Raw genomic sequence first — 26778 nt, 5'->3', positions numbered from 1 at the left:
CTAAAGGAAGATGGTATCCAAATACATAGGGGGGCCTACCAAAGAATGAAAAAAAAATATAGCTATGTTTTTCTAATCATCAGTCTCTTATTTTTTTCTCTCTTACTGTTTCCAGAAAAGACTTCCTCCGCAAGTACCACAGTATATGGTGGAATCGATTATTCTCCTGTTTATAACTATCAGTATTACATAGCGCACAATCCCGATGTGGCGAAAGCATTTCACGGAGATGTGGCAAAGACCCTACAGCATTTTGTTCAACACGGCATGTCGGAAGGCCGGAGGGCTTCGGCATCGTTTGACGTTCACTCCTATTATCTGCGATATCCGGATTTACGCCGCTGGTACGGAAAGAATTGGAAATTGTATTTTTTGCACTATATGAATCACGGCATAAAAGAAAAACGCATCGCGACCGGTACAACAAAGTTGGTTGGCGCCATCACTGTGTTGAACGGCGTGGACTATTCCGCAGTCTATGATTATCAATATTATCTCTATCATAACCCGGACCTTGCAAAATACTACAAAAACGATGATGTGGCTTTGCTGACGCACTTTGTAGACCACGGCATGTCGGAAGGCCGGAGGGCTTCGGCATCGTTTGACGTTCACTCCTATTATCTGCGGTACCCAGATTTACGCCGCTGGTACGGAAAGAATTGGAAACTGTATTTTTTGCATTATATGAATCACGGCAAAAAAGAAAAACGTGTCGCGACCGGTACAACGAAGTTAGTGGGTACCATCACTATACTAAATGGTGTTGACTATTCCGCAGTCTATGATTATCAATATTATCTCGACCATAATCCGGACCTTGTAAAATATTACAAAGACGATGATGTGGCTTTGCTGACGCACTTTGTAGACCACGGCATGTCGGAAGGCCGGAGGGCTTCGGCATCGTTTGACGTTCACTCCTATTATCTGCGATATCCGGATTTACGCCGCTGGTACGGAAAGAATTGGAAACTGTATTTTTTGCACTATATAAATCACGGCCAAAAAGAAAAACGCGTTGCGACCGGTACAACGAAGATGGTTGGTGCCATCACGACGCTGAACGGCGTCAACTATTCCTCAGTTTACGATTATCAATATTATCTCGATCATAACCCGGACCTTGCAAAATACTACAAAGACGATGACGTGGCTATGCTGACGCACTTTGTAAACCACGGCATGTCAGAAGGACGCCAGGCCTCCTCTGAGTTCAATGTGACAGTATATCGCTCCAATTATCCTGATTTACAGAAATGGTACGGAGATAATTATGTGCAATATTATCTGCACTACATTTTCCATGGGAAAAAAGAGGGCCGAGAAGGAGCCACTCCGACACATAATTGTAACGGCTGGTGTGTTATTAACGGGAAAAAATATTATTACCAGAACGGCCTTTACTGTACGGGCCTAAAAATAATTAATGGAAAAGCTTATTATTTCTCTTCCAGCGGAGTCCTTTCTTCACGATTTGGCATTGATGTATCCAGCTATCAGGGGCAAATCGACTGGGCGAAAGTCAAAAACGACGGAGTCGAGTTTGCCATGATCCGAATCGGGTGGGGCAGTGATGAATCCGATCAAGACGATGCTTACGCTATGCGCAACATTTCGGAATGTAAACGTCTCGGCATCCCTTACGGAGTCTATTTGTTTTCTTATGCGATGAATGAAACCGAAGCCGCAAGTGAGGCAAGGCATATTCTTCGGTTGCTGAACGGGGACCATCCGCCGCTTGGTGTGTATCTTGATGTGGAGAACAATACTTGGTGGCCGAAAGTCATTAAGGATAATTCAGGCAAAATCACAAAGCCTGCATTTGATCCATGTGCAAATAAAGCACAGGTCAACAAGGACATCAAAATCGTTATGGACACTTTGAAAAGCAAAGGATATTCAGGCCAGACCGGAATCTATTCAAACCCGAACTTCATACGAAATGTTTTAGATTCAAACTTGTTTACGAACAACAAACTCTGGCTTGCCAATTACAGGGATACTTTACCCGATTATTCCTTTGCTATGTGGCAATACAGCAACGGGGCCGGCTTACCACAGATTTCTGGGATTTCGGGGAATGTTGACCGTGACATTATCATAGACAAATAATAAAAATGTAAGCCTGCGTTTTTCCAAAAGCGGAAAAGCGCAGACTTTTGCTTTAGCCTATTCATTTTCCAAGAGGAATGCAGCTCCGTTGAAATTGCGCAGATGACTGAGGTTTAGCTTTGAATCCGCAACGAATGCCTGAATTCCACCGGCAGAGTATATCTTTTTCAGTTTGGAATACTCCGGCACTGGAATGGAAAGAGTCTCAGGCAATTCGCCGGCGAAGGAATGGACGATGACCAGTGTCCTTTTCCCGCCGCGCTGTGTCCGCACAATTGCCTGCCAGCCTTCCGGCGCTCGGTATTTTTTCATCCGTGTTCCGTAGAACTTCGTTGTTCCGCTGCGGATAATCGGTGCAGCAGAGCGGTAGAAAGCGATTCCCTCATCAACCGCTTTCCATTGCGCTTCGCTCAAATCCAGCACATCACCCGAAAGACATAAAACACCAAGCATCGCGGCTGTCATGGAATAAACGATGCGGTCGAGCGTGTCTGTTTTCCGGAGAACCGCCCAGATTTGCAGCTGTGCCGGAAGGACCAGACGGTGCAGGTTTGCTGCGATAATCGGAATCTCCTTACATTCATGCGCGTCAGAGAACGAAGCCATGTCAAATAGCCTCATCAGAGATGGTTCCAGCCGATGCCCGCCGGAAGAGCAGTTTTCCATGACGATACCCGGAACGGAGCGACGAATTTCCTGAAAGAAGTCTTCCGATGCCATCATATTCTTCCGCAGATTTTCGCCGAGGGATTCTTCACCGTCACAGCCGACGCCGATGGTGTCATTATAGTCGATTTTCAGATAGCGGAAACCGGTTTCTTTTAGAAAACGGATGACCTTCGTGCGGAGATATTCCCGTGCTTCGGGATTCTGCATATCCAGAAAGCGACGACTGCCACCGAGCGTCATACCGTCGCGCTTCAGCAGAAATGTGCCGTGCTGATATAATTCAGACTGCGGGGCACAGTCCTCTAGCTCAAACCAGATGCCGGGAACCATTCCCGCGTCACGGATTGTCTGCACGGTTTTCTGCATCCCAGACGGGAAGATTTTTTTGCCGACTACCCAGTCGCCGCCGTTGTCGCTCCAGCCCGTTTCGCCTGCGTACCAGCCCGCGTCGATGACGAAATAGTCGATGTCGTGGCCTTGGAGTTTGTACGCGATTTTTTCAACGCTGCTTTCGGTCGGTTTTCCCCAAGAGGTGCAGAATTCGTTGAAAACGACCGGGAGACTTTCCTGTGGGTGCCTCTGCTCATATTCCTGCTGAGGAATGGTGAGCAGACGCTGGGAGACTTCATCGAGACCGCCTTTTCCGACCGTAAAGTATGCAGGCGGGGTTTCAAACGAATCGTCCGGCGCAAGGCGTTTGCGCCAGTGTGCAAACACATAGTCGCCCAAACCACAGGTGACGCTCAGGCCTTGGTCACGACGGGTGATTTCAAACTGCCAGGAAGACGGGCAGGCAAGCTGAAATGCGAACGTCACGCCGGCTTTACGGTCTTCAACAGCCGCAAACGGAAACCAGCTGCGGACCGGCATGGAACCAATCTGGCCGAATTTTTCTATGCGCGTTCCGTAACAGGCCCAGGAAGGTTCCAGCCCAAGGTCGTCTACATCTTGCGAGAGAACACGCCCTTCTGCGCTCCAGAAGCTTCTCATCCGGTGCAAAATCAGTTCTTCTTCCGTACTGGAGCGGTCAAACGGGCTCAGTCCGCCGAGGTTCAAGCTGGAAATCATTTCGATTTGCACATCCTCAGACGATGCGTTCATGACCTTCGCACTCACCGCAAAAGCCTGTGTGCCGTGGCTGTAGCGCAGTGTATGAACAATCCTGCGCTGCTTGCTGTCTTCCAGCTCGGTGATGACATCGGTAAAACCAGCGCCCTCTTGCACAGACTGCTTCCGATACTTGAAATCGCGCACGGTGCTGCTGCCCCGCATGGTGTGGCCGGCGGTAAATCCGTCACTCGGCTGATCCCCCGTGAAATACAGTTCCACCAGCGGTTCCAGAGCACACTTCTTTACAATATCTTTTTCCATGCCTGCCGGGACACACTGGAATCCGGCGTGGCGATCTTCGTCCAGAAAGTAAAGAACCTTCATGTCGCCGAACAGAAATTCGCTGAGCAATTCTTGATCCATGAAAACGTCCCTTTCGTTTTAGAAAGTGCCGGCAGTCCGCCGGAAGAAACATGTCCTTTTCGATTTCATGTGCCGAATTTATTTGTAATTTCACCGTTCACATCCCAGAGGTCGCGCCAGTCGGTAGCACCCGGCCACAGAAATACCTGTCCCTTAATCAGCCGGCAGTTCGCATCCGCCGAACGGAGCGCCGCCATCTCTTCGTCGCTCAGCGGGTCACAGGTTGTGCATCTCAGATTTTCCACATAGTGAGCCTCGTGAACGGAAAAAGGAATCGGAATTGCCCCGCGCTGAACAGCCCATTTCAGGCAGACTAACGCTGGAGTGATATTATGTACTTTCGCAATCTCCCGAACAATGGGAAGCTCGGTATCCACCACATCGTCGGGCGATTTGTCGCGCTCCGGACGGGAAGGACTTCCGATCGGGCAGAATGCTACGGGCTGAATTCGGAAAGAGACGGCGTAATCGAACAGCTCCTTCTGCTGGAAACTGGGGTGAAGCTCCATTTCAAGCAGGGTGGGCTTGATGCGGCAATGCGGAAGAACGGCATTGAGTTTCGGAATCGTCATGTTGGACATTCCTAGATTCCGCACAAGCCCCATGTCATAGAGGCGCTCCATCTGACGCCAGCAGACCATGAAATCATCCACCGAAAAGGGCTTTGCGTCAGGGCTGCGGAAATCACCGCTACACCCGGGTGCATGGTAATTCGGGAACGGCCAGTGCACAAAGTAAGCGTCCAGATAATCAAGCTGAAGGTCTCTCAGCGTTTTGGCACATGCCAAGAGCACTTCACCCTTGCCGTGCTGGTCGTTCCAAACCTTGCTCATGATAAACAGGTCTTCGCGCTTTACGATTCCTTCCCGAAATGCGGCGTCGAACACCTTCCCGATTTGCGGTTCGTTTCCGTAAACGGAGGCACAGTCAAACAAACGGTAACCGCAGCGGATTGCGCCTGCCACAGCATCGGCAACTTCCTCCGGTGGAACGTGATCGGAACCAAAGGTGCCCATGCCGATGCAAGGAATTTTGTCCCCATTCGAGAGGGCAAAGGTGGGAACCGTATTCGGATCAACTTGATTTGCCATAGCAATGTTCCTTTCCGAGCAAGAGCTCAAAATTTTTCGGACTCCGAACTACAAGGGCGGAATTTGTTTGACGTTAGCCGGCTCACATCGTTGCCGAGTTTGACATGTTAGAGTGAAACGTTTACAATATAAAAAATATGAATATTACAGAGTTTTTATGAGTATAAATTTGCTAAAAATTCCTTTCAGAGTTAAACGTTTCATTTTTATGCTATGCTATCATAAGAGTTTGGGAAAGTCAACAGTCCTTGGATGTTTGGACTTTTGATTTTCAGACATACGAAGAAAGGGCAGGCGGGGTGAATTGAAGTGTCTGTTACCTTAAAGGATATTGCGAAAGAAACCGGGCTCAGTGTAGCAACCATTTCAAAATATATCAACGGGGCGACGCTCAAGGAGCAGAATCGAGTCGCGATTGAACGCGCAATAAAGAAACTGGGTTACACCGTGAACGAATATGCGCGAGGCCTGAAATCGAAAAAGAGCCGCACCGTGGGCGTCGTTATCCCGGAGTTGAGCAATCTGTTCATTACGCAGATTATTACGAAAATGGAGAAAATCCTTCGCAGTCAGAATTACAGCGTGATGATCTGCGACTGCCACACGGATAAGAAACTGGAATGTGACGCTGTGAAATTTCTGCTTGGCAAAATGGTGGACGGAATCATCAATATGCCGGTTGACCAAGAAGGAAAACACCTTCTTCCCGCACTGGAGAAGGGTATTCCGGTTTTGCTGATTGACCGCATCATTCCGAAGCTGAAGAATGTGGACAGTGTTGTGATTGACAATGCCAGAGCCGCGGATGAAGCCGTCTCTCTCCTGCTGGAGCAAGGGCATCGCCGCATCGGAATCATTGTGGGGCCGCAGGACATTTACACCTCCCGGCAGCGGAAGGAGGGTTATAAAGCTGCTCTGAACCGTTATGGGATTAAAGAGGATGAGCGTCTCATTGTGTATAGCGACTATACCCTGCAGGGCGGCTATGAGAGTATGCGCAAGCTCCTGCAAGACGATAACGGCATGACAGCGGTGTTTGTTACAAATTATGAAATGACATTGGGTGCGATTATTGCTATTAACGAATGTGGAATACGGATTCCCGGGGAGCTGTCCTTCATCGGTTTCGACAATCAAAATCTTTCCCGCGTTGTTCACCCGCCGCTGACGATTGTGACGCAGCCCTTGGAAGAAATCGGTGTGCAGGCCGCGAATGTCATACTCAGCCGCCTTACCGGAAAAAACACCGGAGCGGCCATGACGGTGACACTCTCTACGCAAATTCAGCAGGGAAGCTCCGTTCTGCCTCTGAACGGCTGAATTCTGAACCGTGAAAGGCAGGGACCATAGCGTTAGGAACCCACTTGATGGAGCAGATATCTTGAAAGCCATCTGAGATTCCGTATTAAGGTAAAAATCGGAACGATATGCAGTGCGGAGATTATTCTGCAGAAAAAGGCGTGCGAAACAATCATTATGAATTGTTACGCACGCCTTTATTCACCATTTGACTTTTTGGAGACCCATGCTTCTCCCGAAAAGGATAATGTCATTATAAAATAGAAAACTCAAACTGTCAACGGTAATGGGCATAAAAATAGAATTTTTATCTTTACAGCATTGCTCAGTATCCTAAAAGGGAAAAATGGCAGGCTGCTTTTTAACCTCAGCATGAACACGTTGTGCAGGAAATAGAAAAAACTATGCAGAATTTGTCGATTGTGGTTCACACAATCTGCCACGGATTTTTCTTGCCTTCCGTGAAAAGCAGACAGCTTTCCATAGAGTGCTTCACCATGTCGCTGACAGCCTGGTCCGTGTAAAACGCCGTATGGGGCAGAACAATTACATTGGGGTAAGACTTCAGGACAGCGCGTTCCCGGTTGGTGAGAATCTCGTTTTTCAAGTTGTTGTAATACAGTCCCGATTCATTCTCAATGACGTCGAGGGCTGCGCCGCCGATTTTTCCACTCTCTACGCCGTCCATCAGGGCCTGCGTGTCGATGAGCGAACCACGCGCGGTGTTAATGAGGTAAACGCCGTCTTTCATGGCCGCAATCGCTTCGGCGTTGATTATATGGTAATTTTCTTTCGTCGCGGGCATGTGAAGCGTAATCAGGTCGCTTTCCGCAAAAAGGCGGGGAAGCGGAACATATTCCACAAAGCCTTTCAGCGAATCGTTTTGGTGAAGGTCATAGGCAATAACCCTGCATCCGAACGCCGCAAAGCGCTGTGCCACAACGCCTCCGATGCGGCCGGTGCCGATGATTCCCACGGTCAGGTTGTGCAGTTCGGTTCCCCGCACACCGGCGAGCGAGAAGTCCTGCGCTTCGCTTCGAAGAACAATCTTTTTGATTTTTCTGGTCGCCATCAGGGCAAGCATGATGGTATAATCCGCGACACTTTCCGGCGCGTAGCTCACATTGCCGATGCGCATGCCGATTTCCTGCGCGGCCTTCCGGTCAATGTGGTCATACCCGATGCTGCGGGTCGAGATGAAGCGCACGCCGACGTCGTAGTACATCTGGAGCAGTTCCCGTGTCATCGGGGTGGTGATGATACTGATGCAAGGGCACCCTTCCGCGGCGGAAACGGTTTCCGCGGTGGGAGCTTCTCTCGTCAGCGTCAGGTCAACGCCGTATTGCTTCGCAAACTTCTCAAAGTAGACGCGTTCGTCGGAACGGCAGTTGTATGCAATCAGTTTCATGGGCGCAAAGATCCTTTCTGCGTGGATTCACATGGATTTCAGCTCGGAACAGTCGTCGGAGGCGGCCCCGCGGCGGATGAAACGCATCCTCTCAAGGCGCTGATGCAGCCGACGGATGCGCTCCAGCTCTTCGGGGGCCGTGATTTTACACCCGGAGCGGTAATACTCCACCGTCTGCGGGTGATGCTCCAAAAGGTCGTTTTGTTTCAAAACATCCGCCAAATGTCTTGCGGTTCCTTCACTGCCGTCGAGAAAATCGACGCTGGAGGGGAATATCTCCTGCATCGTATCTTTAAAGAAGTTAAAATGGGTACAGCCGAGCACAAGGGAGGAATAATTCCGAAGATCGTACTTCGCCAACTGGCTGCACAAATAGGCAGTTACTTCGGGACTGCGGAAATTTCCGGCCTCTGCGAAACGCACCAGCTTCGGCATCGGAAGGAGATCTACACGGTGCTCGCTGTCCACACGGGCAATCAGATTTTTGAGCTTTTCTTCCCGCACGGTGACAGGCGTCGCCATGACCATGATGCGCTTGCCCGCACATTCTTCCACGGCGGGTTTTACCGCCGGCTCAATGCCGAGAATTGGAATCTTATATCGGCTGCGCAGAAAGCTGATTGCAACGCTCGTGGCAGTGTTGCACGCGATGACGACAGCCTTCACGCCTTTGGAAAGCATGAACTGGACTGCCTCGTCGGTGTAGCGGATAATTTGTTCTTTTGTCTTTTCTCCGAATGGAACGTGCTCGGAGTCTGCGTAAAACAGGAATTCTTCTTCCGGCAAAATCTGCATTGCCTGATGCAGAACGGTCAGACCGCCGATGCCGGAATCAAAAAAACCGATTTTCAATTCTGCTCACGATTCTTTCCTTTTATGGATTTTTGATTTTCCGGGAGCGCAGAAAGCCGCTCCAGCTCTGTCCGGGCATTCTCTTCATTCAAAACCGTCAGACCGGCTTTGTGAAGAAGGTTGGCCGTAATGCCGTTTCCGGGAACGAGCTTTCCCGAAAAGGTCCCGTCGTAAATCTGCCCGAACCCGCAGGACGGGCTTCTGCTTTTGAGAATGGCACAGCGGCAGTGAAAAAGTTCTGCCAGCTTCAATGCCTCGTTCGCTCCTCGGCAAAACGCCTCCGTCACATCATCGCCGGAAGCGGTTACAACCTTGCCGTCGCGGATTTCCGCGGGCGGACGCGGCGTAGGTAATCCGCCAAGCTGTTCCGGACAGACCGGGATAAGCCGGTAACGGCCGATGAGATTTTTCATGCCTTCACCGGGGCAGGCAGTCCCGCAGTAGCGGCAGTCCACGCCCAATAGACAGGCGCTCACCAAAATATTCACGGATAACGCTCCAGACATAATAAAGTATTGGATTTATTATAGCAAAAATATCCGTCAACAGAAACAGTTTTCCCAAAGAACCGCATCGCTCTATACAAAGCAAGGCCCGCGGGGTATAATAAAGTCTACATAAAACAAAAGCGGGAGGAACGCATGAAAGCGGAACGACTTGACAAAATTCTGGCTTCCCAGAACGCGGGAACGCGAAAGGAAGTCGGCACAATGATCCGTGCAGGGCGCGTTTCGGTGAACGGCAAGACGGTTCTGCGCCCCGAATTTAAAGCAGACCCGGAGCATGACACGGTAGAACTGGACGGCGCCGTGCTTACGGTCAAGAAGCACCTTTACCTGATGATGAATAAGCCGAGCGGAGTTCTTTCCGATTCACGCAACCCGAAAGCGCAGACGGTCATTGATTTGCTGCCGCATGAATGGCGCAGGCGTGGGATGTTTCCGGCCGGCCGATTGGACAAGGACACCGAGGGCCTGCTGATTCTGACGGACGACGGCGATTTTGCGCACCGCATGCTCGCGCCGAAAAGCCATGTCACAAAGTGGTACGAAGCGGTTTTAGCGCACCCGGTGACCGAAGAAGATGTACAAGCTTTCCGCAAAGGGCTGGAGCTTGCCGATATGACGTGCCTTCCCGCGGAGCTGATTCCTGCGGAGGGGGGAGCTTCGGCAGCGATTGTCAAGCTGCGCGAAGGAAAATTCCATCAGGTAAAGCGAATGTTCTTGGCACGCGGCAACAAGGTTCTGGCGCTTCGGCGCATTAGAATCGGGGATTTGCCGCTCGATGAAAGCCTTTCTCCCGGCGAATCACGCGAATTGAGTGCTTCCGAGCTGGAACAAATATTTCGCGGAAAACTGTTATGAAAGTTGAACGAAAATTTTTAATAACTTTTGGGTTTTATCGGAATTCAATAAAGTCGCCGATTCAAATTTGGGTAAAAAGAACCTGTTCATTCGGAAGGACTTTTGATATTATTATACAAGCGAAATGAATGCAGAAAGTCATAATGTGTTTCACACAGACGAGCATTAGAACTGAATTTTCAGGAGGTTTATTATGGCAAGCGTAACACTAAAGCACGTTTACAAAGTCTACCCCGGTAATGTTACGGCGGTTTCGGACTTCAGCTTGGAGGTTGCGGATAAGGAATTCGTAATTTTGGTTGGTCCTTCCGGCTGCGGTAAATCTACAACACTGAGAATGATCGCAGGCCTTGAAGAGATCACGAAAGGCGAACTGTACATAGGTGACACCCTCTCAAACGACATCGCACCGAAAGACCGCGATATCGCAATGGTATTCCAGAACTATGCTCTTTATCCACATATGACGGTTTTCGACAACATGGCATTTGGCCTGAAGCTCCGCAAGGTTCCGAAGGATGAAATCAAACGCCGCGTTGAAGAAGCTGCAAAGATTCTTGACATTTCTCACCTTCTTGACCGTAAGCCGAAGGCTCTTTCCGGTGGTCAGAGACAGCGTGTTGCTTTGGGCCGCGCTATCGTACGTAACCCGAAGGTCTTCCTGCTTGACGAACCTCTTTCCAACTTGGATGCTAAGCTGCGTGCGCAGATGAGGACGGAAATCTCTAAACTGCATCAGCGCCTTGGCACAACATTCATTTATGTTACCCACGACCAGACCGAGGCTATGACGATGGGCGACCGCATCGTTGTTATGAAAGACGGCTTCATTCAGCAGGTCGATACTCCGCAGAACCTGTATGATTACCCGACCAACATGTTTGTTGCTGGATTCATGGGTTCTCCGCAGATGAACTTCATCGACGGCACCATCGAAAAAGACGGCGAAAATTATAAATTCCGCTTTGGCCAGTATGGCATTAAGATTCCGGCATACAAGAACAAAGACGACGTCCTCAAGGACTACGTTGGCAAGAACGTTGTTCTCGGCATCCGTCCTGAGAATGTTCACGATGAGCCGGACTTCCTTGCCAAGGCAGAAGAAGGCAGCCTCGTTGAGGCCGACGTTGAAGTTACAGAGCTGATGGGTGCTGAGACCTATCTGTACCTGAACTGCGAAGGCAACGCTATCACCGCTCGCGTTGATCCGACCTCTACGGCAAAGACCGGTGACCGCATTAAGATTGCTTTCGACCTCAACAAACTCCATCTCTTCGACAAGGAAACCGAAAAGACGATTCTCAACTAATCGTTCTTTTAGGGCATCTGTTAGAACGCAAGCAGGCAGTAAATTTACTGCCTGCTTTTTGTTTTCTAATAAACGGAAAATCCTGCGGCGGATTCTGCCTACGTGTACGGCGGTAAAATCAAACATGGCCTTGAGGGTATACAAAAGCGCTCCGCTAGATAGCGGAGCGCTTTTTGTAACGTAGATATTATCTACGACTCTTTTCGTTTGCCTTGTAGTAAGAAGCGGGCATATTGATTTCAAGCTGCTTGCCTGTGCCGTTTACAACGCAGTCAAGCGGGCTGTCTGCCACTTTGACAGGCATGCCGGTTTCCTGTTCAATCAGCTTGTCCAAGCCACGGAGAAGAGCTCCGCCGCCGGTGAGCATAATGCCGTGGTCGATGATGTCTGCGGAAAGCTCCGGAGGAGTTTTTTCCAGCGTGCTCTTAATGGCGTCCACAATCAGTCCAAGCGGATCAGCAAGAGCCTCACGGACTTCGGCTGCCGTGATGTTCACATTCTTCGGCAGACCGTCTACAAGGTTGCGGCCCTTGATTTCCACGGAAGCACCCTCGGTATCTTCGGTTGGGTAAGCGGAACCGATTTTGATTTTAATTTCCTCTGCGGTGCGTTCACCGATGAGGAGGTTGTACTTTTTCTTTACATAAGAGATGATGGCTTCATCGAATTTATCGCCGGCGCAGCGCACGGAAACTGATGTTACAATGTCACCGAGGGAGATAACGGCAACTTCTGCCGTACCGCCGCCGATATCGACAACCATGCTGCCGGTCGGCTCATTTACGGGAAGTCCTGCGCCGATTGCCGCGGCCATCGGCTCTTGGATCAGCTCAACATTGCTGGCACCTGCCTGACGCGCAGCGTCTTCCACAGCGCGGCGTTCCACTTCCGTAACACCGGATGGAATGCAGATGATAATGTGCGGCTTTGAGAAAGCCGTGGATTTAACCGCCTGCTTGATAAAGTGTTTCAGCATGGTGGCGGTAATATCGAAATCAGCAATTACGCCGTCTTTCATTGGACGAACAGCAACAATGGAACCCGGCGTACGGCCGATCATTTCTTTTGCATGTTTTCCGACAGCCAGAACCGTGTCGGTCCTCACATCAACCGCGACAACGGAAGGCTCACGCATGACAATGCCTTTGCCCTTCATAAACACCAGCGTGTTCGCGGTGCCGAGGTCAATGCCTATATCCTTTGAAAACATCAGTTTTTCCCCTTTCCGGCTGATCCGCGGCCATGCCGCAGTATCTCCGTTGACAAATTATTTCACTCAGTCTATTATAACGCCTTGTGTGCGGATACTCAACAGAAAAATCCGCCACTGTATAGAAAAAAGAACAAAAAAGTCAATTGTTAGATTCCGCAGCAAGTTTACGAAGTATGCGGCTGATTTTTGCAATCGGGAGCCCCATGACATTGTAAAAGTCGCCGTTGATGCGCTTTACAAACAAAGCTCCCTTGCCCTGAATCCCATATGCGCCGGCTTTGTCCATTGGGTCGCCCGAGGCAACGTATTCATCAATGTCTTTCTGCGAGAGCGGGTAAAACTCCACAGAGGTAACTTCGTGGCCGGTTAGGAATTTCTTTCCCTGAATGATTGTGTAGCCGGTGTAGACTTGATGTACATTGCCGGAGAGATATTTAAGCATTTGCTTTGCAGCTTCTTCATCTTTAGGTTTTCCCAGAATCCGGCCTTTCAGTACAACAATTGTGTCAGCTGCAAGAATGGTGTCGTTTGGGCGCAGCTTTGCAATTGCCTCCGCTTTGCGCGCAGAAAGCTGCTCCACAATCTGCATAGGCGGTGTTCCGTGAAGAACATTTTCGCTGACACTTGCCGGCTCAACCGTGAATTCAAAACCGGCCTGCTTCAAAAGTTCGCTGCGTCTGGGTGATGAAGATGCGAGAACCAACATGAGATATCCCTGTCCTTATTTTTTAATTCTAGTGTAGATAAAAATTGCGGCAAGAAGCAGAATCGCCTGAGCCACATTGACGTTGACTGTCATACCGAACGTGATTTGAAGGATTGCAAGGTCGATGGTTACCGTGGGGATGCCGAACTTGGCGGCAATTGCAAGCCACGAGAGATAGGAGATTCCGCCTGTGGCAGAGGCAATCGCCGTTCCGAGCACAACCGCCAGAATTAGCATCACGATAAACAAAAGCGTGTTTATAATTCCCTTTTTCACGAAAATCCCTCCTCCGTTTCGGAATGAGTTGCAATTAATTTTTTCCAGTGGAACCGAAGCCGGAACTACCACGCTCGGTTTCACCCAAATCATCGGTTTCCTCCAGCTTAGCATCACACACCGGCATGATTACCAGCTGTGCAAACCGTTCTCCGGGGGAGAGAGTATAAGGCTCGCTGCCTAAATTGCAGAGGCCAACCATAATTTCGCCGCGGTAGTCGCTGTCAATGACTCCGACGGCGTTTGCGGGCGCAATCCCGTGTTTTACGCCGAGACCGCTGCGTGCAAAGATCAGCCCGACTGTGTATGGATCCGGCAGGGCAATTGCAATTCCGGTCGGAATTTTGCAAAGGTCGTGCGGCTTGATTTCGACCGGCTCAGAGATACAGGCGTAGAGGTCATACCCTGCGGCGCCGGTGCTTGCCCGCGTGGGAAGAATTGCGCCTTCGCGTACCCGCTTGATTTTAACTTCTTTCGAGAGAAACATATTCATGGAACCACTCCGTTGCTACAAGTTTTTCAAAATCCGCTGTGTTTACGCCTTGAGATCGCCTTCAAAACCGCGGTAATAAAGTCCGCGTGTATAGGTGCCGCTCGGCTCTGCGGAGGGGGTTCCTTCCAGTGCGGCAAAATACTTTTGAAGAATGTGTTCCGATTCTTCCTTGCTTTCCGTGGTAAAACGGAGTAGGCCGAAATCCATGTTGCGCACATCGTTCAGACGGTCACCGAGATAAAGCGGCAGCGAATTCAGCACTTCGCTGCAAGCCCCGTAGCACCGAATGGGGAAATGTACCCCGCGGCGGTCGGTCAATTCCGGAGAATGACATTCCGAACATGGCTTGCCCGAGTTTTTGGCGGGGCAGTTCCGGCAAAGCATCAGCGGAAGGCGCCCATAAAGGAGCAAACCACGCGGAAGCGTTCCACCGATGCGGGACGCCTGTGCAAGAGTCAGCTCAAACGAAAGTTCTGTGTCTGCAAGGCCAAATTCGCGGTACCATTCCAACGCTTCGGTGTTCGTAATATTCAGCGAGAACCCGCCGTGAACCTTCATGCCGCAGTCCGCGGCAAGGCGCGCGCTGTCGAGATTTCCTGCCCACACGTCGGATACTCCGGCGGCTTTTGCAAGCTCAATGCGCCTGCGGACGGAATCCTCTATGCCGAACATGCCACGGGGCAGTTCCAAGGCAACGGGAAATCCGGCGTCAAGCAGTTCTGTGATGCGGCGAGGCTCCGTCGTATACGGTATGTAGACGAGCTCGCAGTTCTTTGCAAAATCCGGCAGAGAATCGGTGCGGAAAAGCGCACGAAAGCGCAGTTTCGACGCACGGTGGGCGCCGTATGGCTCACACTTGTGTTCCGTAAAGGGAATCGGTTCACGCTGCTGACGTTTTTCCGTCAGCAGCGCAAGTGCCCGGCGGCGCAGGTCGTTTATCTCCGCGGCGGAAACGGCAAGTCCCGGGTCAATCGAGCAGGTGATATGGCGTGCGAAATACGGCGTGCCTCCGGTTTTCTCAAGCTGCTTTCTGCAACGCGATTCGTCCGTGGCAGCAGTGCGGGCTTGCTCCGGAACTCTGCCCTCGGCAAAGACAGTGTTGACTCCGTCGGAGGCGGATAACTGCATTGGCTTATTATAGGGTATTTTTAGGGCAAAATCAACCGGAATTCGCTGATATTCCGCAGAATAGATGCCGCGCAGTTGACGGAGCAGCTGTTCCGTTGCATTCTGTACGTCTTCGCGGGAACGAACCCCAAACATTTCGCGGCCAAGTTTGCCATCCGCATAGCCCTGTGTAAAGCCGGAACGGGAGAAGACGGCGCGGAGCTGGTCCAGCAGTTCCGGCGGAACCGGCTTTCCGTCTGCGGCAAGGCGGCAGGCGCGCGTGGCAGCCGCAACGTATTCCGGGCGTTTCAGCCTGCCTTCGATTTTCAGGCTGCACACGCCGGCACGTTCCAATTCCTCGGTTCGGGTGATGAGCGAAAGGTCATGGAGACTCAGGTCATGGCCTGTTCCTCCCGGAACGGAAAACGGCAGGCGGCAGGGCTGGGCGCACATTCCGCGGTTGCCGCTTCTCGACCCGAGAACCGAGCTGAAATAGCATTGCCCGCTGACGGACATGCAGAGGGCACCGTGCACAAACGACTCCAGCTCGATGGGGCAGCATTTATGGATTTTCTCCGTTTCGCGGAGCGACATTTCACGGGCGAGAACAACACGCTCAAACCCCGCGTCATACAGCGCCTTTGCTCCGGCGCAGGTGTGAACACCCGTCTGCGTCGAGGCATGCAAACGCAGACTCGGCGCGTCTCTGCGTAAAATCCGCAGAAGGCCCATATCCTGTAATAATACGGCGTCTACATGCAGAGCACAGGCTTGCTGCAAAAGCAAAACGGCGGAAGGCAGTTCCTCGTCAAGCACCAAAGTATTGACAGTGAGGTAGACCTTCACGCCGCGGGCATGGCAATATGAAACGGCTTCTTTCAGTTCCTCTGGGCCGAAATTCTTAGCGCCGGCCCGTGCGCTAAAATGTGATGCTCCAAGGTAAACGGCGTCCGCTCCTGCCCGAACCGCAGCAACAAGACTTTCCTGCGAACCAGCCGGAGCGAGCACCTCCGCTTTATTTTTCATCGCTTTTCCTTTCAAAGAATTTAATAAAACTTTCCTGGTCGGCGTCCGCACTGGATTCTACTCTTGAAAAATTGCCGGTTTGTTGCGAAGTGGTACCTGAGGAAACGGTAACGGCCGGGCTTTCCACAGGTTCTACTGTGTCGCCGACGGCGGCAAGACGCGCCCGAAGCGTTTGGTTTTCTTTCTTGATGCGCTCGAGTTCCCGGTGGGATTCTTCGGCGTCCATGCGGGCATGTGAGGAATCTTCGAGGTAATTCTTAATTTGGGCGCGAAGGTTGTCCGCGGAGGCCGTAGCCTTATGATAAGAGTCACAGTAATTCAGCGCCGTAATAATCGCTGCCATTGTGACGGAGATTCGCTCGTTGTTCTGCATAAGTTCGTTGATCGCTTTGTGAACTTCATCGCCGATGGAACGGATGTAACTTTCGCTGTCATCAGAGCTCAGTGTGCATTCGCACCCGCAGATGTCCAGCCTTACCTTATTCTTTGCCATAGTATCCCTTTCCTTTCCTGCCGTAAACGGATATTCTCGGAATGTGGAACTCTATGTAATTTCCGAAGGCATTTCAGTCACGCTTTCGGACCAAATTCGCACAGGGCTGCCTGTACAATCCTTATAGCCATATTATAATGGATTTTTCTATCAGATAAAAGAGAATTTCTCCATTTTTCAACAACAGTTTCGCGTTGAACCGCGGGGAGCAGCCGCAGCAGCTTAAACTGTAAAGTATCGGCGGGCGTGTTACTATCAACGGTGCAGCAATCCTAATTGTGAAGGGACACCGTATCGGCCTGCGAGAAAAGAAAAAGCCTACGGTAAACGTAGGCTCTTTTATTTTTGCAAAATGTTTAGAATTCAAGGCGCTCAGCGATATAATCTTTGAGCTCGTCGATGGAGATGCGCTCCTGCTTCATCGTGTCGCGGTCACGCACGGTTACGCAGCCGTCTTCTTCACTCTGGAAGTCGTAGGTGATGCAGAACGGCGTGCCGATTTCGTCCTGACGGCGGTAACGCTTGCCGATGGAGCCGGCGTCGTCATAATCCACGTTGAAGTATTTGACAAGCTGTGCGTGAATTGCCTTGGCTTTCTCGTTCAGCTTTTTGCTCAGCGGAAGGACCGCACATTTGAACGGTGCAAGGGCAGGATGCAGGTGAAGGACAACACGGGTATCCTTTTTCTCTTCGTCAACGATTTCCTCATCGTAGGCGTCAACTAGGAAAGCAAGCGCCACGCGGTCGGCACCCAGCGACGGCTCGATGACGTAAGGAATGTAGCGTTCGCCGGTTTCTTGGTCGAAATAGGTGAGATCTTTGCCGGAGTGTTCCTGATGGCGACCCAAGTCGTAATCCGTGCGGTCGGCAATGCCCCACAGTTCGCCCCAGCCGAACGGGAACAGATATTCAATATCGGTTGTCGCGCGGGAGTAGAACGCAAGTTCTGCCTGTTCATGGTCGCGCAGGCGAATGTTTTCCTCCGTCATGCCGAGACTCAGCAGGAAATTCTTGCAGAAGTCTTTCCAGTAGGCGAACCACTCGAGGTCGGTGTTCGGCTTGCAGAAGAATTCAAGCTCCATCTGCTCGAATTCGCGGGTGCGGAAAGTAAAGTTGCCGGGCGTGATTTCATTGCGGAAACTCTTGCCGATTTGTGCGATTCCGAACGGCAGTTTGCGGCGCGTTGTGCGCTGCACATTCGTAAAGTTGACAAAGATGCCCTGTGCCGTTTCCGGACGAAGGTAGATTTCGTTCTTCGCGTCTTCCGTAACACCCTGGAATGTCTTGAACATCAGGTTGAATTTGCGGATATCGGTAAAGTTTGTAGAACCGCAAACGGGGCACTTGATGCCGTGCTCCTTAATGTAAGCACTCATCTGCTCAAAAGTCATGCCGTTTGCGTCGCCGCCGGCTTCTTCGATCAGTTTGTCTGCGCGGTGGCGCGTCTTGCAGTCGCGGCAATCCATCAGCGGGTCGGAAAAGCCGCCCACGTGTCCGGAAGCAACCCAGACCTGCGGGTTCATCAGAATCGCAGCGTCAAGGCCGACATTGTACGGGCTTTCCTGCACGAATTTCTTCCACCACGCACGCTTTACGTTGTTTTTGAATTCCACTCCCAAAGGTCCATAGTCCCATGTATTGGAAAGTCCACCGTAGATTTCAGAGCCGGAATAGATGAATCCACGGTTCTTACACAACGATACAATCTGGTCCATGGTTTTTTCGGTTGCTTTCATACTTACATCCTCCATTTGGGAACGTTGGCTGCGTTCCACATTTATTTCTTTTTGAATATTACGAGTTTGCTAAGAACATAGTTAATGATTACAACAATGACGTTGTCGGCAATCTTTGAAAGAAGTTCATTCCAACCAAGGACATCAATCAGCAGCCACATGCAAAGGTAGTCAACGCCCAGAGAAAACAGCCTTGCCCCGATAAATTCGGCGAATTCTCTCCAGAGAACCGCAGGTTCAAGACTTTTGCTTTTGAACACAAACAGCTTGTTTGTAATGAAGGCAAAGAGAACCGCCAAAATCCAGGCAAAAATATTAGCGGCCTGCCAAGACCAGCCAAAGGGCCCGTTGGCAAGCTGAAATGCGAGGATATTGATGAGCGTCGTCATGACCCCGAAAGCGATATAGAGAAGCATTTCTGGGGTTGTCATAAACTTCCAAAGCTTTCTAATCAGGTTCAAAGAAACACCGCCATTCACGTATTAGTTTACCATTCCGGGAGCCCTGTTTCAAGAAATTGCGTGAAAGCTTGCAATCTATTTTTGGCAGGATTACAATATGTGTTTGAAAGTTGAACCAACGGAAATTTACTCAGATTTGACGTACCTTATTGCGCAAAGACCGCTTCCGTGCTATTTCTTAATGAATCGCGTCAAAAGCAGAAAACAAGTTTACTAAATGTATAAATTGCTTGCAAATTAACGAAAACGGCAATTTCTGTTGTCTTTTGGGCGCAGGAAGGGAAGAAACACGTCTATTTTATTGGGAAGGCGTGAAGTTTTTGCGGAATAAGTGTAACAAGTCAATGAGAAAAATAATCTTGCAGCCAGCTGAAGAACAACAGCCGCTGCGTTTGAGGAGGAATCATCTTGCAAACGATGCAACCAATGAAGTTGAAAACAGCCTGCAAAGATTATATCTGGGGTGGAAACCGGCTCCGGCTGGAATACGGCCAGCAGAGCGACGCAGACAGAATCGCCGAAAGCTGGATGCTTTCTGCTCACCCGGACGGGCCGTCGGTGATTGAAAACGGTGATTACAAGGGTTTGACATTGCAGGAATATCTGCAAAAGGCGGGAAAATCCGTGCTCGGAACGGACTGCGCACGTTTTCCGGATTTTCCGGTTCTGATAAAGCTGATTGATGCAAAAGATAAACTGTCTATTCAGGTACATCCGGATGACGCCTACGCGCGGGAGCACGGCGGCGGATTCGGAAAAACCGAAATGTGGTATATTCTGGACTGTGAGCCGGGCGCGGGACTTTATTACGGCTTTGACCATGAAATCTCCAAAGAGGAATTCGCCCGCCGAATCAATGACGGGACGCTCGAAGAAGTGCTTCACCGCGCCGAGGTGCACCCCGGCGATATGTTTTTCATCAAAGCGGGGACGCTGCATGCAATCGGTGCAGGGATTCTGCTCGCCGAAGTTCAGCAGAACTCCAACCTCACCTACCGCATCTACGATTACGGACGCCTTGGCAAAGACGGGAAACCGCGTGAGCTGCACATTGAGCAGGCTAAGGATGTTACACAGCTGAAGCCGGCAGACTGCCCGGTCGGACCTCAAGGCAGCCGCGAGGAGAAGAACGGATATTCAAGGATTTTGCTCGCTTCCTGCCCGATTTTCACGGTATATGACATGGAAGTGAAAGAAGCGGAGCTGAATGCAGACGAAAAGAGTTTCCATTCGCTCATCTGTCTGGACGGCAAAGCAGACCTTCTGAAAGAAGGAAATCCGGTTCTGAGCATGAAAAAGGGAGAAAGCGTGTTTGTGCCGGCAGGGTATGGCAGCTACACCGTGAAGGGAAACTGCCGCTTGCTGCACACGACCGTCTGAACAAGCTTCAGATGACAAAGCCTCCGTTGACGCCGAGAATTTGCCCTGTGATAAATCCGGCCTCAGGCGAGGCGAGAAAACTCACGGCGGCAGCAACATCCTCGGGGGTGCCGATGCGGCACAGAGGGGTTTCGTCCGCCAGCTCGTGCATGGTTTCCGCATCGAGCTGGGCATTCATCGGCGTGTCGATGACGCCGGGCGCAATGCAGTTGACGGTAATGCCGGAAGGCCCGACCTCTTTTGCTAGTGCCTTCGTAAGGCCGATGACGCCGGCCTTTGCGGCGGAGTAGTGCACCTCGCAGGAGGCGCCGACCTGCCCCCACATCGAAGAAATGTTGATGATGCGCCCGGATTTCCGGCGAATCATCCCGGGAAGTGCCAGGCGGCAGCAGTGGAATGCGCCGGTCAGGTTCACCCCAATCATTCGCTGCCAGTCCTCTTCCGTCAGGTCGGTGAACAGCTTCTGCTGTGCAATTCCCGCATTGTTCACCAGTACATCAATGTCGCCCGCAGCGCGGAACATCGCTTCCGTCTGCGCAAAATCGGAAACGTCCGCACAGGCGATTTCCGCGCACCCGCTTCGTTCCGCATTTAATTGTGCGCAAAGCCGTTGGGCGGCTTCCACCGAGTGGAAGCAGTTTAGGATAACATGGTAACCGTCACGGCAAAGGCGTGCGGCGACAGCCTGTCCGATTCCGCCGGAAGCGCCGGTTACCAGAGCTTTTTTCATTCTCTTTACCGCCTCTTTCACAAATTCAAAACTTCCACTATTTTACCATATTTAGCGGAAGAATAAAATGACCCCCGGCATTCAGCCGGGGGATTAAGCGGGAGAATTGTGCTGTTGCCGTGCGTTGGAGAATGACTAGTTAGCCCTGAATAGCTGTTACGCTGAGAGTAGCATTGCTGACTCTCACGCCATCATCAGATGTTGTTGTGCCCGGTACGAGCTGTACCGAATAGGTGTAGCTGCCAGGCGCAACATTCTCATCTTGGAACGAGAACGAGAAGCTATGGCTGGTCGCACCCGCTGCTGTCAGGGTGAATGTGTAAGGCGAGCCGACCGGAGTCACATTGCCGACACTAGATGCACGGTAGATTTGGAAACGAAGATTGGCTGTGACGCCATCAGGAACTTCAACGATGCCATCGAACTGAATCAGGTTATCGGTCCGACCAACGCGGGTTGTGTCGATGTTTGTAGTAACGACGTTATTCGGGGTAGTGAGCTCAGTGATAGTGCCAAGAAAGCCTGTGCCGCCGGTTGTCGAGCTGGGTACTACGCAGCATTGCTGACACTTGCCGTTAAACTTGTTGTCACACTTGCCGTCGAACTTGCCATCACACTTACCGTCGAACTTGTTGTCGCATTTGTTGTCTTGCTTGTCGCACGGGCAGCTGTCATTCGGTTTGCTGCAAGGGAATTTGTCATCAAAGCAAGGGAATTTGTCGCCGCAGCTGGGGCTCTTGTCGCCGCAGCTTCCGCCGTAGTACGGAAAGTCACAGCAGGGGTTAAAGAATTTGCAGCAGCAAGGACGAGGATTGAAGCAGCAGGGACGCGGATCGAAGCAGCAGGGTACGAATCTGCCGAAGCGATTATCTTTGTAGAAGAATTCCTGAGGCAGATAATCCGAAGTCCATGTTCCGCGGAGCCAAGGATTTAATTGGTCATTTCTATCGTAATTCATATGAATCCTCCTATATTGAAATGATAAGATTTATCCTCACCTTCATATTATGCGGTTGGCCTCTATAGGTACATAAAATCAGAAATTACGTCGTATTTTTGAAAAAGGAAAATAAATTTTTCCCTTTTTGGCATAAAAAGAACCTCCGGTGTTCAAACCGGAGGCTTGGGAGAATTCAGATTTGCGAAGATGTATTTGGTCAGTTGTTTGCGACAGCAACGATGCTGAGTGTGGCGTTTGAAATGGAAACACCGGCTACTGTGGTTGTAGTACCAGAGATAAGCTGAACGGAATAGGTATATGTGCCGGGAGCGACGTCATTGTCAAGGAAAGTAAACGCAAAGCTTTGGCTGGTAAGAGCACCTGCGGTAAGGGCAAATGTGTAGGGCGAGCCGACCGGAACTGCATTTCCGATACAAGATGAGCGATAGACCTGAAACACTAGGGTAGTGGTGAGAGCAACCGGAATATTGATAGTCGATGTAAATTGAACTAAAATGTCCGATTTTCCGATGCAGCAGGTGTTGATGGATGTAGAAACGACGTTGATTGGGATTGTAAGGGCAGTAATGACGCCAAGCGGACCTGCGCTGCCGGTTGAAGAGTTGATTTGAATTGGGAAGCATCGGTTTGGCCGGCCGGACAAGTTGCTCAAACTTTCATTGTTAAAAAACGTATTGTTCCCGTTTACGTTTCTGCGAAAAGCAAGATCTTGGGCACGGCTTACGGCCAGTGAAGTGCCGTTTTCACAACTCATAAAAAATCCTCCTCGCTCAAAGTAGACCAAATGGGATACGCACGGACTTATTTCATAATATGCAAAATGCCTTTGGCAGGTACTAAAATTTTATGGAAGCAAAAACGGCAAATAATCCACGGCCTGCACAGTAAGGAATCATCATACAACAAAAAGCTCCCGCTTCCGAACCGGAAGCGGGAGCTTTTGAATCTGTGAGATTGTGTAATCAGATCACAGCCAGAACAATGAAATTCAGAATGAAAAGGACCGAGCAAACAAGGAGAATCGGATGGATTTCCTTGAATTTGCCTTTTACAGCCTTGACGATGCAGTAGAAGATGAAGCCGGCAGCAATACCGTAGGAGATGCTGTAGCACAGGCCCATGAAAACGCTGGCGCCGAATGCCGGAATTGCATCTTCGAGGTCAGGCCAGTTGATTTCCTTGAAGGAGCTCATCATCATAATGCCGACGATGACCAGTGCAGGTGCCGTAGCAGCGGCAGGAATGCAGCCGGCAATCGGGGCAAGGAAAGAGCAAAGGAGGAACATAATGGCGGTTGTGAGGCTGGTCAGACCAGTACGTCCGCCTGCACCGATGCCTGCAGCACTTTCAACATACGTTGTGGTGTTGGAGGTACCGAAGATAGCACCGATGGAAGTTGCGATGGAGTCTGCAAACAGTGCACGGTCCATTTTTGACTTGAAGCCGCGGCTGTTAGCCAAGGTCGCCATATCCGCGTCCGTGAAGATTCCGGAGCGGCGGCCGGTGCCGATGAAGGTTCCGATGGTGTCAAAGGTATCGGAGAGGCTGAAGGCGAAAATCGTCATGATGACGAGCAAAACTTTGCCGGGGTCAGCAAAGAGGGAACCCATTCCATCCGCGCTGAATGCGGCGCCAAAGGTGGTGCCGAGTTTGGAGAAGGATTCACCGAGCGAGCTGAAGGAAATGGAAGCGCCCTCAAAGCTCGTTACGCCGCACGGAATGCCGACCAGTGTTGTAGCAATGATGCCGATGAGGATAGCACCTTTTACATTCAGCATCAAGAGAACAACCATCAGCGCAATGCCGAACAGAGCCAGAAGCACTGAGGCCTGGTTGAAGGTTGCAATGGACGGAACTACGCCGCCGTTGGAAGCAACGGAAGTAATGGCGGAGTAAGTAGCATTGGCGTCATAAGCCTTACCGTTGATGGACACCATGGAGGTGGCGTCTGTGGAGAACTGAATCAGGTTCGCGTCTTTCAGGCCGATGTAGGCAACAAAGATGCCGATACCGCCGCTGATAGCGTGCTGAAGGCTTGTCGGGATGGACTTAATGATCAATTTGCGGAAACTTGTTACGGTAATGATGATGTTGATGACACCGCAGATGAAAACCATTGCCAGAGCCTGCTGCCATTTGAATCCCAGAGACATGCAGACTGTGTAGGTGAAGAATGCGTTCAGTCCCATGCCAGGAGCCTGTGCATACGGCACATTGGCGAACAGGGCCATAACCAGAGTACCGATGGCAGATGCAATAATCGTCGCAAGGAAGACTGCCTGAGTATCCATGCCGGTTTTTCCAAGCACCTGCGGATTGACGAACAGAATGTACGACATGGTGAAGAATGTGGTGAGACCCGCAAGTATTTCGGTCTGCACATTCGTACCGCTGCCCTTCAGGTTGAAGAAATCACCTTTTGGATGGGCAATCTGCTTTTTGCTTTCCTCCATTGTTCTTTCCTCCATTTTTAGAAAAATAAAAATCACCCGATATTTTGTCCGTATCGGGTCAAGCTTACGAAATAAGTATATCGGTTTAAACTGGAGAAAGCAATGTGGTATTTACACAAAGTTGCAAGATTAGACATATTTTATTCATACTTTTTTTTATAAATTGTTTCTTCATACCCAAAAAAGCACAGAAAAAAGCAGCCTTTCCCACTGGGGAAAGGCTGCTTTTGAATCTGCATCGTGAAATTATTTCAGGCGTGCTTTCAAACCTTCGAGTTCTGCACGAAGCTCCTTCGGAAGTTTGTCGCCGAATTTCTTATAGAATTCTTCAATATCGGCGGCCTCTTTGGTCCACTCGTCCTTGTCAACATAAAGAATACTCTTCAGAGTATCGAGGGTGAGGTCAAGACCTTCGAGGTTGATGTCTTCCGCCTTCGGCACATAGCCAATCGGAGTTTCAACGGCGTCCGCCTTACCTTCGCAGCGGTTCAGGATCCACTCCAAGACGCGCAGGTTGTCGCCGAATCCCGGCCAAATGAACTTGCCGTTTTCGTCTACGCGGAACCAGTTGACGTTGAAGATCTTCGGAGCCTTGTCGCCGAGTTTTTCGCCCATTTCAATCCAGTGTGCGAAATAGTCGCCCATGTTGTAGCCGCAGAACGGCAGCATAGCCATCGGGTCGCGGCGGAGAACGCCAACAGCACCGGTTGCGGCAGCAGTCGTTTCAGAAGCCATAATGGAACCGACAAACACACCGTTGTTCCAGCTGCGGGATTGATACACAAGCGGAGTTGTGTGAGCGCGGCGTCCGCCGAAGATAATTGCGGAAATCGGCACACCGTTCGGGGAATCGAACTCGGGGCTGATGCACGGGCAGTTCTTTGCCGGAGCGGTGAAGCGGCTGTTCGGATGAGCGCCCTTTTCCGTGGAGGTTGTGCCATCCCACGGCTTGCCGGTCCAGTCGATGCCGTTCTTCGGCGGGTTGTGGTCGAGACCTTCCCACCAAACGGTGCCGTCGTCTTTGTTGTAAGCGACGTTCGTGAAGATGGTGCCGGACTGTGTAGTGCGGAGAGCATTCGGGTTGGACTTTTCGTTTGTGCCCGGTGCTACGCCGAAGAAGCCGTTTTCAGGGTTAATCGCCCAGAGTCTGCCGTCCGGTCCAATGCGCATCCAAGCAATGTCGTCGCCGACTGTCCAAACCTTGTAGCCCTTCTTGCGGTAGACTTCCGGCGGAATGAGCATAGCCAGATTGGTCTTGCCGCAGGCAGACGGGAATGCAGCAGCAACATATTTCACTTCGCCCTTCGGGTTCTCAATGCCGAGGATGAGCATGTGCTCAGCCATCCAGCCCTCGTTCTTGCCGAGGTAGGAAGCAATACGCAGAGCAAAGCACTTTTTGCCGAGCAGCACGTTGCCGCCGTAAGCGGAGTTGACGGAAATAATGGTGTTGTCCTCCGGGAAGTGGCAGATGTAGCGCTTCTCAGGGTCAACATCGCACTTGCAGTGCAGGCCGCGGACCCAGTCGTTGCTGTCGCCGAGCACATCCCAAACCTTCTCGCCGACGCGGGTCATAATGGACATGTTCAGAACAACATAAATCGAGTCGGTCAGCTCAACACCGATTTTTGCGAACGGAGAACCAATCGGTCCCATGGAATACGGAATGACATACATGGTGCGACCTTTGTAGCTTCCGCGTGCGATGTCATAAAGCATTTTGTAAGCTTGCTGCGGCTCCATCCAGTGGTTGGTCGGGCCTGCATCTTCTTCTTTACGGCTGCAGATAAAGGTACGGCCTTCCACACGAGCAACGTCGTTGACGGCGGTGCGGTGCAGATAGCAGTTCGGCAGCTTCTCCTGATTCAGTTTAATGAACTCTCCGGTTTTGCAAGCTTCCTCACGAAGAGATTCAAGTTGGGATTCGGAACCGTCAATCCAGACGACGTTGTCTGGGCAGACAAGTTCTTTCATTTTTCCAATCCATTCCAGAACAGACTTATTTTGTGTCATACTATCTCCTTTCGGCCTCCTGGCCCTATTGACATTAATGCAATAATACACCATCCTTTTGCAGGATGCAACGGAAAAAAGCCATGAATTCTAAACTTTAAGCAAAAATTTATATGCATTTTTCAGAGCGTTGTCTATTTTGCTAAAACTCCC

Annotated in this window: 23 protein-coding genes; 5 read left to right on the top strand and 18 right to left on the bottom strand. The window is 50.7% G+C overall.

Annotated elements, in window-relative coordinates; translation table 11 throughout:
• Positions 1 to 45: 45 nt before the first annotated feature.
• Entirely contained in the window at positions 46 to 2115 is a 2070-nt protein-coding gene (locus NOG13_RS00230) for a GH25 family lysozyme (RefSeq protein ID WP_283110320.1), read from the top strand.
• Between the two features lie 57 nt (positions 2116 to 2172).
• Here the strand turns inward: NOG13_RS00230 and NOG13_RS00225 are convergent, their stop codons facing one another.
• Positions 2173 to 4257 (bottom strand): glycoside hydrolase family 36 protein, encoded by a 2085-nt coding sequence (locus tag NOG13_RS00225; RefSeq protein ID WP_283110319.1) that lies wholly within the window; start codon positions 4255 to 4257, stop codon positions 2173 to 2175.
• 65 nt (positions 4258 to 4322) lie between these two features.
• Positions 4323 to 5348, bottom strand: coding sequence for an aldo/keto reductase family protein (locus tag NOG13_RS00220; RefSeq protein ID WP_283110318.1), 1026 nt, complete (start codon positions 5346 to 5348; stop codon positions 4323 to 4325).
• Positions 5349 to 5657: 309 nt separating this feature from the next.
• On the opposite strand from NOG13_RS00220, the gene NOG13_RS00215 reads away from it, so the two are divergent.
• Positions 5658 to 6668 carry a LacI family DNA-binding transcriptional regulator gene (locus NOG13_RS00215; protein WP_283110317.1) on the top strand — a complete coding sequence of 337 codons (1011 nt, stop codon included), beginning with the start codon at positions 5658 to 5660 and terminating at the stop codon, positions 6666 to 6668.
• Between the two features lie 406 nt (positions 6669 to 7074).
• On the opposite strand, the gene NOG13_RS00210 is transcribed toward NOG13_RS00215, so the two are convergent.
• From NOG13_RS00210 to NOG13_RS00200, 3 genes are read right to left on the bottom strand one after another with little or no spacing between them, the layout of a single operon-like run.
• Positions 7075 to 8055, bottom strand: coding sequence for a D-isomer specific 2-hydroxyacid dehydrogenase family protein (locus NOG13_RS00210; RefSeq protein WP_283110316.1), 981 nt, complete (start codon positions 8053 to 8055; stop codon positions 7075 to 7077).
• A 27-nt stretch (positions 8056 to 8082) separates the two neighbouring features.
• The gene (gene murI / locus NOG13_RS00205) at positions 8083 to 8907 is read right to left on the bottom strand and encodes a glutamate racemase (RefSeq protein WP_283110315.1); all 825 of its coding nucleotides are present in this window, start codon (positions 8905 to 8907) and stop codon (positions 8083 to 8085) included.
• Positions 8904 to 9395: a 2-thiouracil desulfurase family protein gene (locus NOG13_RS00200; RefSeq protein WP_346347658.1), complete on the bottom strand. Its 492-nt coding sequence runs from the start codon at positions 9393 to 9395 to the stop codon at positions 8904 to 8906. Before NOG13_RS00200 ends, murI begins: the two co-directional genes overlap by 4 nt.
• Before the next feature lie 153 nt (positions 9396 to 9548).
• Between NOG13_RS00200 and NOG13_RS00195 the strand changes: the two genes are divergently transcribed.
• The gene (locus NOG13_RS00195; RefSeq protein ID WP_283110313.1) at positions 9549 to 10271 is read left to right on the top strand and encodes a pseudouridine synthase; all 723 of its coding nucleotides are present in this window, start codon (positions 9549 to 9551) and stop codon (positions 10269 to 10271) included.
• A gap of 193 nt (positions 10272 to 10464) precedes the next feature.
• On the top strand, positions 10465 to 11580 hold the full coding sequence (locus NOG13_RS00190; RefSeq protein WP_283110312.1) for an ABC transporter ATP-binding protein: 1116 nt from the start codon (positions 10465 to 10467) through the stop codon (positions 11578 to 11580).
• A gap of 187 nt (positions 11581 to 11767) precedes the next feature.
• On the opposite strand, the gene NOG13_RS00185 is transcribed toward NOG13_RS00190, so the two are convergent.
• From NOG13_RS00185 to NOG13_RS00150, 8 genes are all read right to left on the bottom strand, one after another.
• Entirely contained in the window at positions 11768 to 12790 is a 1023-nt protein-coding gene (locus NOG13_RS00185) for a rod shape-determining protein (RefSeq protein WP_283110311.1), read from the bottom strand.
• 142 nt (positions 12791 to 12932) lie between these two features.
• The gene (locus NOG13_RS00180; protein WP_283110310.1) at positions 12933 to 13499 is read right to left on the bottom strand and encodes a Maf family protein; all 567 of its coding nucleotides are present in this window, start codon (positions 13497 to 13499) and stop codon (positions 12933 to 12935) included.
• 15 nt (positions 13500 to 13514) lie between these two features.
• Positions 13515 to 13775 carry a DUF4321 domain-containing protein gene (locus tag NOG13_RS00175; RefSeq protein WP_283110309.1) on the bottom strand — a complete coding sequence of 87 codons (261 nt, stop codon included), beginning with the start codon at positions 13773 to 13775 and terminating at the stop codon, positions 13515 to 13517.
• Positions 13776 to 13809: 34 nt separating this feature from the next.
• Positions 13810 to 14262, bottom strand: a complete 453-nt coding sequence (gene dut / locus NOG13_RS00170; protein WP_428849331.1) for a dUTP diphosphatase — start codon at positions 14260 to 14262, stop codon at positions 13810 to 13812.
• 48 nt (positions 14263 to 14310) lie between these two features.
• A complete protein-coding gene (locus NOG13_RS00165; protein WP_283110307.1) occupies positions 14311 to 16401 on the bottom strand; it encodes a U32 family peptidase in 2091 nt (696 codons plus the stop codon).
• A complete protein-coding gene (locus NOG13_RS00160) occupies positions 16391 to 16894 on the bottom strand; it encodes a cell division protein ZapA (protein ID WP_283110306.1) in 504 nt (167 codons plus the stop codon). The genes NOG13_RS00165 and NOG13_RS00160 overlap by 11 nt, the downstream gene beginning before the upstream one ends.
• 356 nt (positions 16895 to 17250) lie before the next feature.
• Positions 17251 to 18630: a glycine--tRNA ligase gene (locus tag NOG13_RS00155; RefSeq protein WP_283110305.1), complete on the bottom strand. Its 1380-nt coding sequence runs from the start codon at positions 18628 to 18630 to the stop codon at positions 17251 to 17253.
• 41 nt (positions 18631 to 18671) lie between these two features.
• Positions 18672 to 19091 (bottom strand): GtrA family protein, encoded by a 420-nt coding sequence (locus NOG13_RS00150; protein WP_283110304.1) that lies wholly within the window; start codon positions 19089 to 19091, stop codon positions 18672 to 18674.
• 417 nt (positions 19092 to 19508) lie between these two features.
• Here NOG13_RS00150 and NOG13_RS00145 point away from each other — a divergent pair, with 417 nt between their 5' ends.
• Entirely contained in the window at positions 19509 to 20471 is a 963-nt protein-coding gene (locus NOG13_RS00145) for a type I phosphomannose isomerase catalytic subunit (RefSeq protein ID WP_283111191.1), read from the top strand.
• Positions 20472 to 20478: 7 nt separating this feature from the next.
• Here the strand turns inward: NOG13_RS00145 and ymfI are convergent, their stop codons facing one another.
• The 5 genes from ymfI to NOG13_RS00120 form a co-directional block, all read right to left on the bottom strand.
• Positions 20479 to 21201: an elongation factor P 5-aminopentanone reductase gene (ymfI, locus tag NOG13_RS00140; RefSeq protein WP_283110303.1), complete on the bottom strand. Its 723-nt coding sequence runs from the start codon at positions 21199 to 21201 to the stop codon at positions 20479 to 20481.
• Positions 21202 to 21340: 139 nt separating this feature from the next.
• Entirely contained in the window at positions 21341 to 22159 is an 819-nt protein-coding gene (locus tag NOG13_RS00135; protein ID WP_283110302.1) for a DUF4489 domain-containing protein, read from the bottom strand.
• Between the two features lie 199 nt (positions 22160 to 22358).
• Positions 22359 to 22916 (bottom strand): DUF4489 domain-containing protein, encoded by a 558-nt coding sequence (locus tag NOG13_RS00130; protein ID WP_283110301.1) that lies wholly within the window; start codon positions 22914 to 22916, stop codon positions 22359 to 22361.
• Positions 22917 to 23124: 208 nt separating this feature from the next.
• Positions 23125 to 24615 carry an NCS2 family permease gene (locus NOG13_RS00125; RefSeq protein WP_283110300.1) on the bottom strand — a complete coding sequence of 497 codons (1491 nt, stop codon included), beginning with the start codon at positions 24613 to 24615 and terminating at the stop codon, positions 23125 to 23127.
• 246 nt (positions 24616 to 24861) lie between these two features.
• Positions 24862 to 26625, bottom strand: coding sequence for a phosphoenolpyruvate carboxykinase (GTP) (locus NOG13_RS00120; RefSeq protein ID WP_283110299.1), 1764 nt, complete (start codon positions 26623 to 26625; stop codon positions 24862 to 24864).
• Between the last annotated feature and the right edge of the window lie 153 nt (positions 26626 to 26778).

The sequence above is a fragment of the Thermocaproicibacter melissae genome (assembly GCF_024498295.1).
GTDB classification, from domain to species: Bacteria; Bacillota; Clostridia; order Oscillospirales; family Acutalibacteraceae; genus Thermocaproicibacter; species Thermocaproicibacter melissae.
Note: the sequence above shows the minus strand (reverse complement) of the source record. Positions and strands in the feature narration are given on the sequence as shown.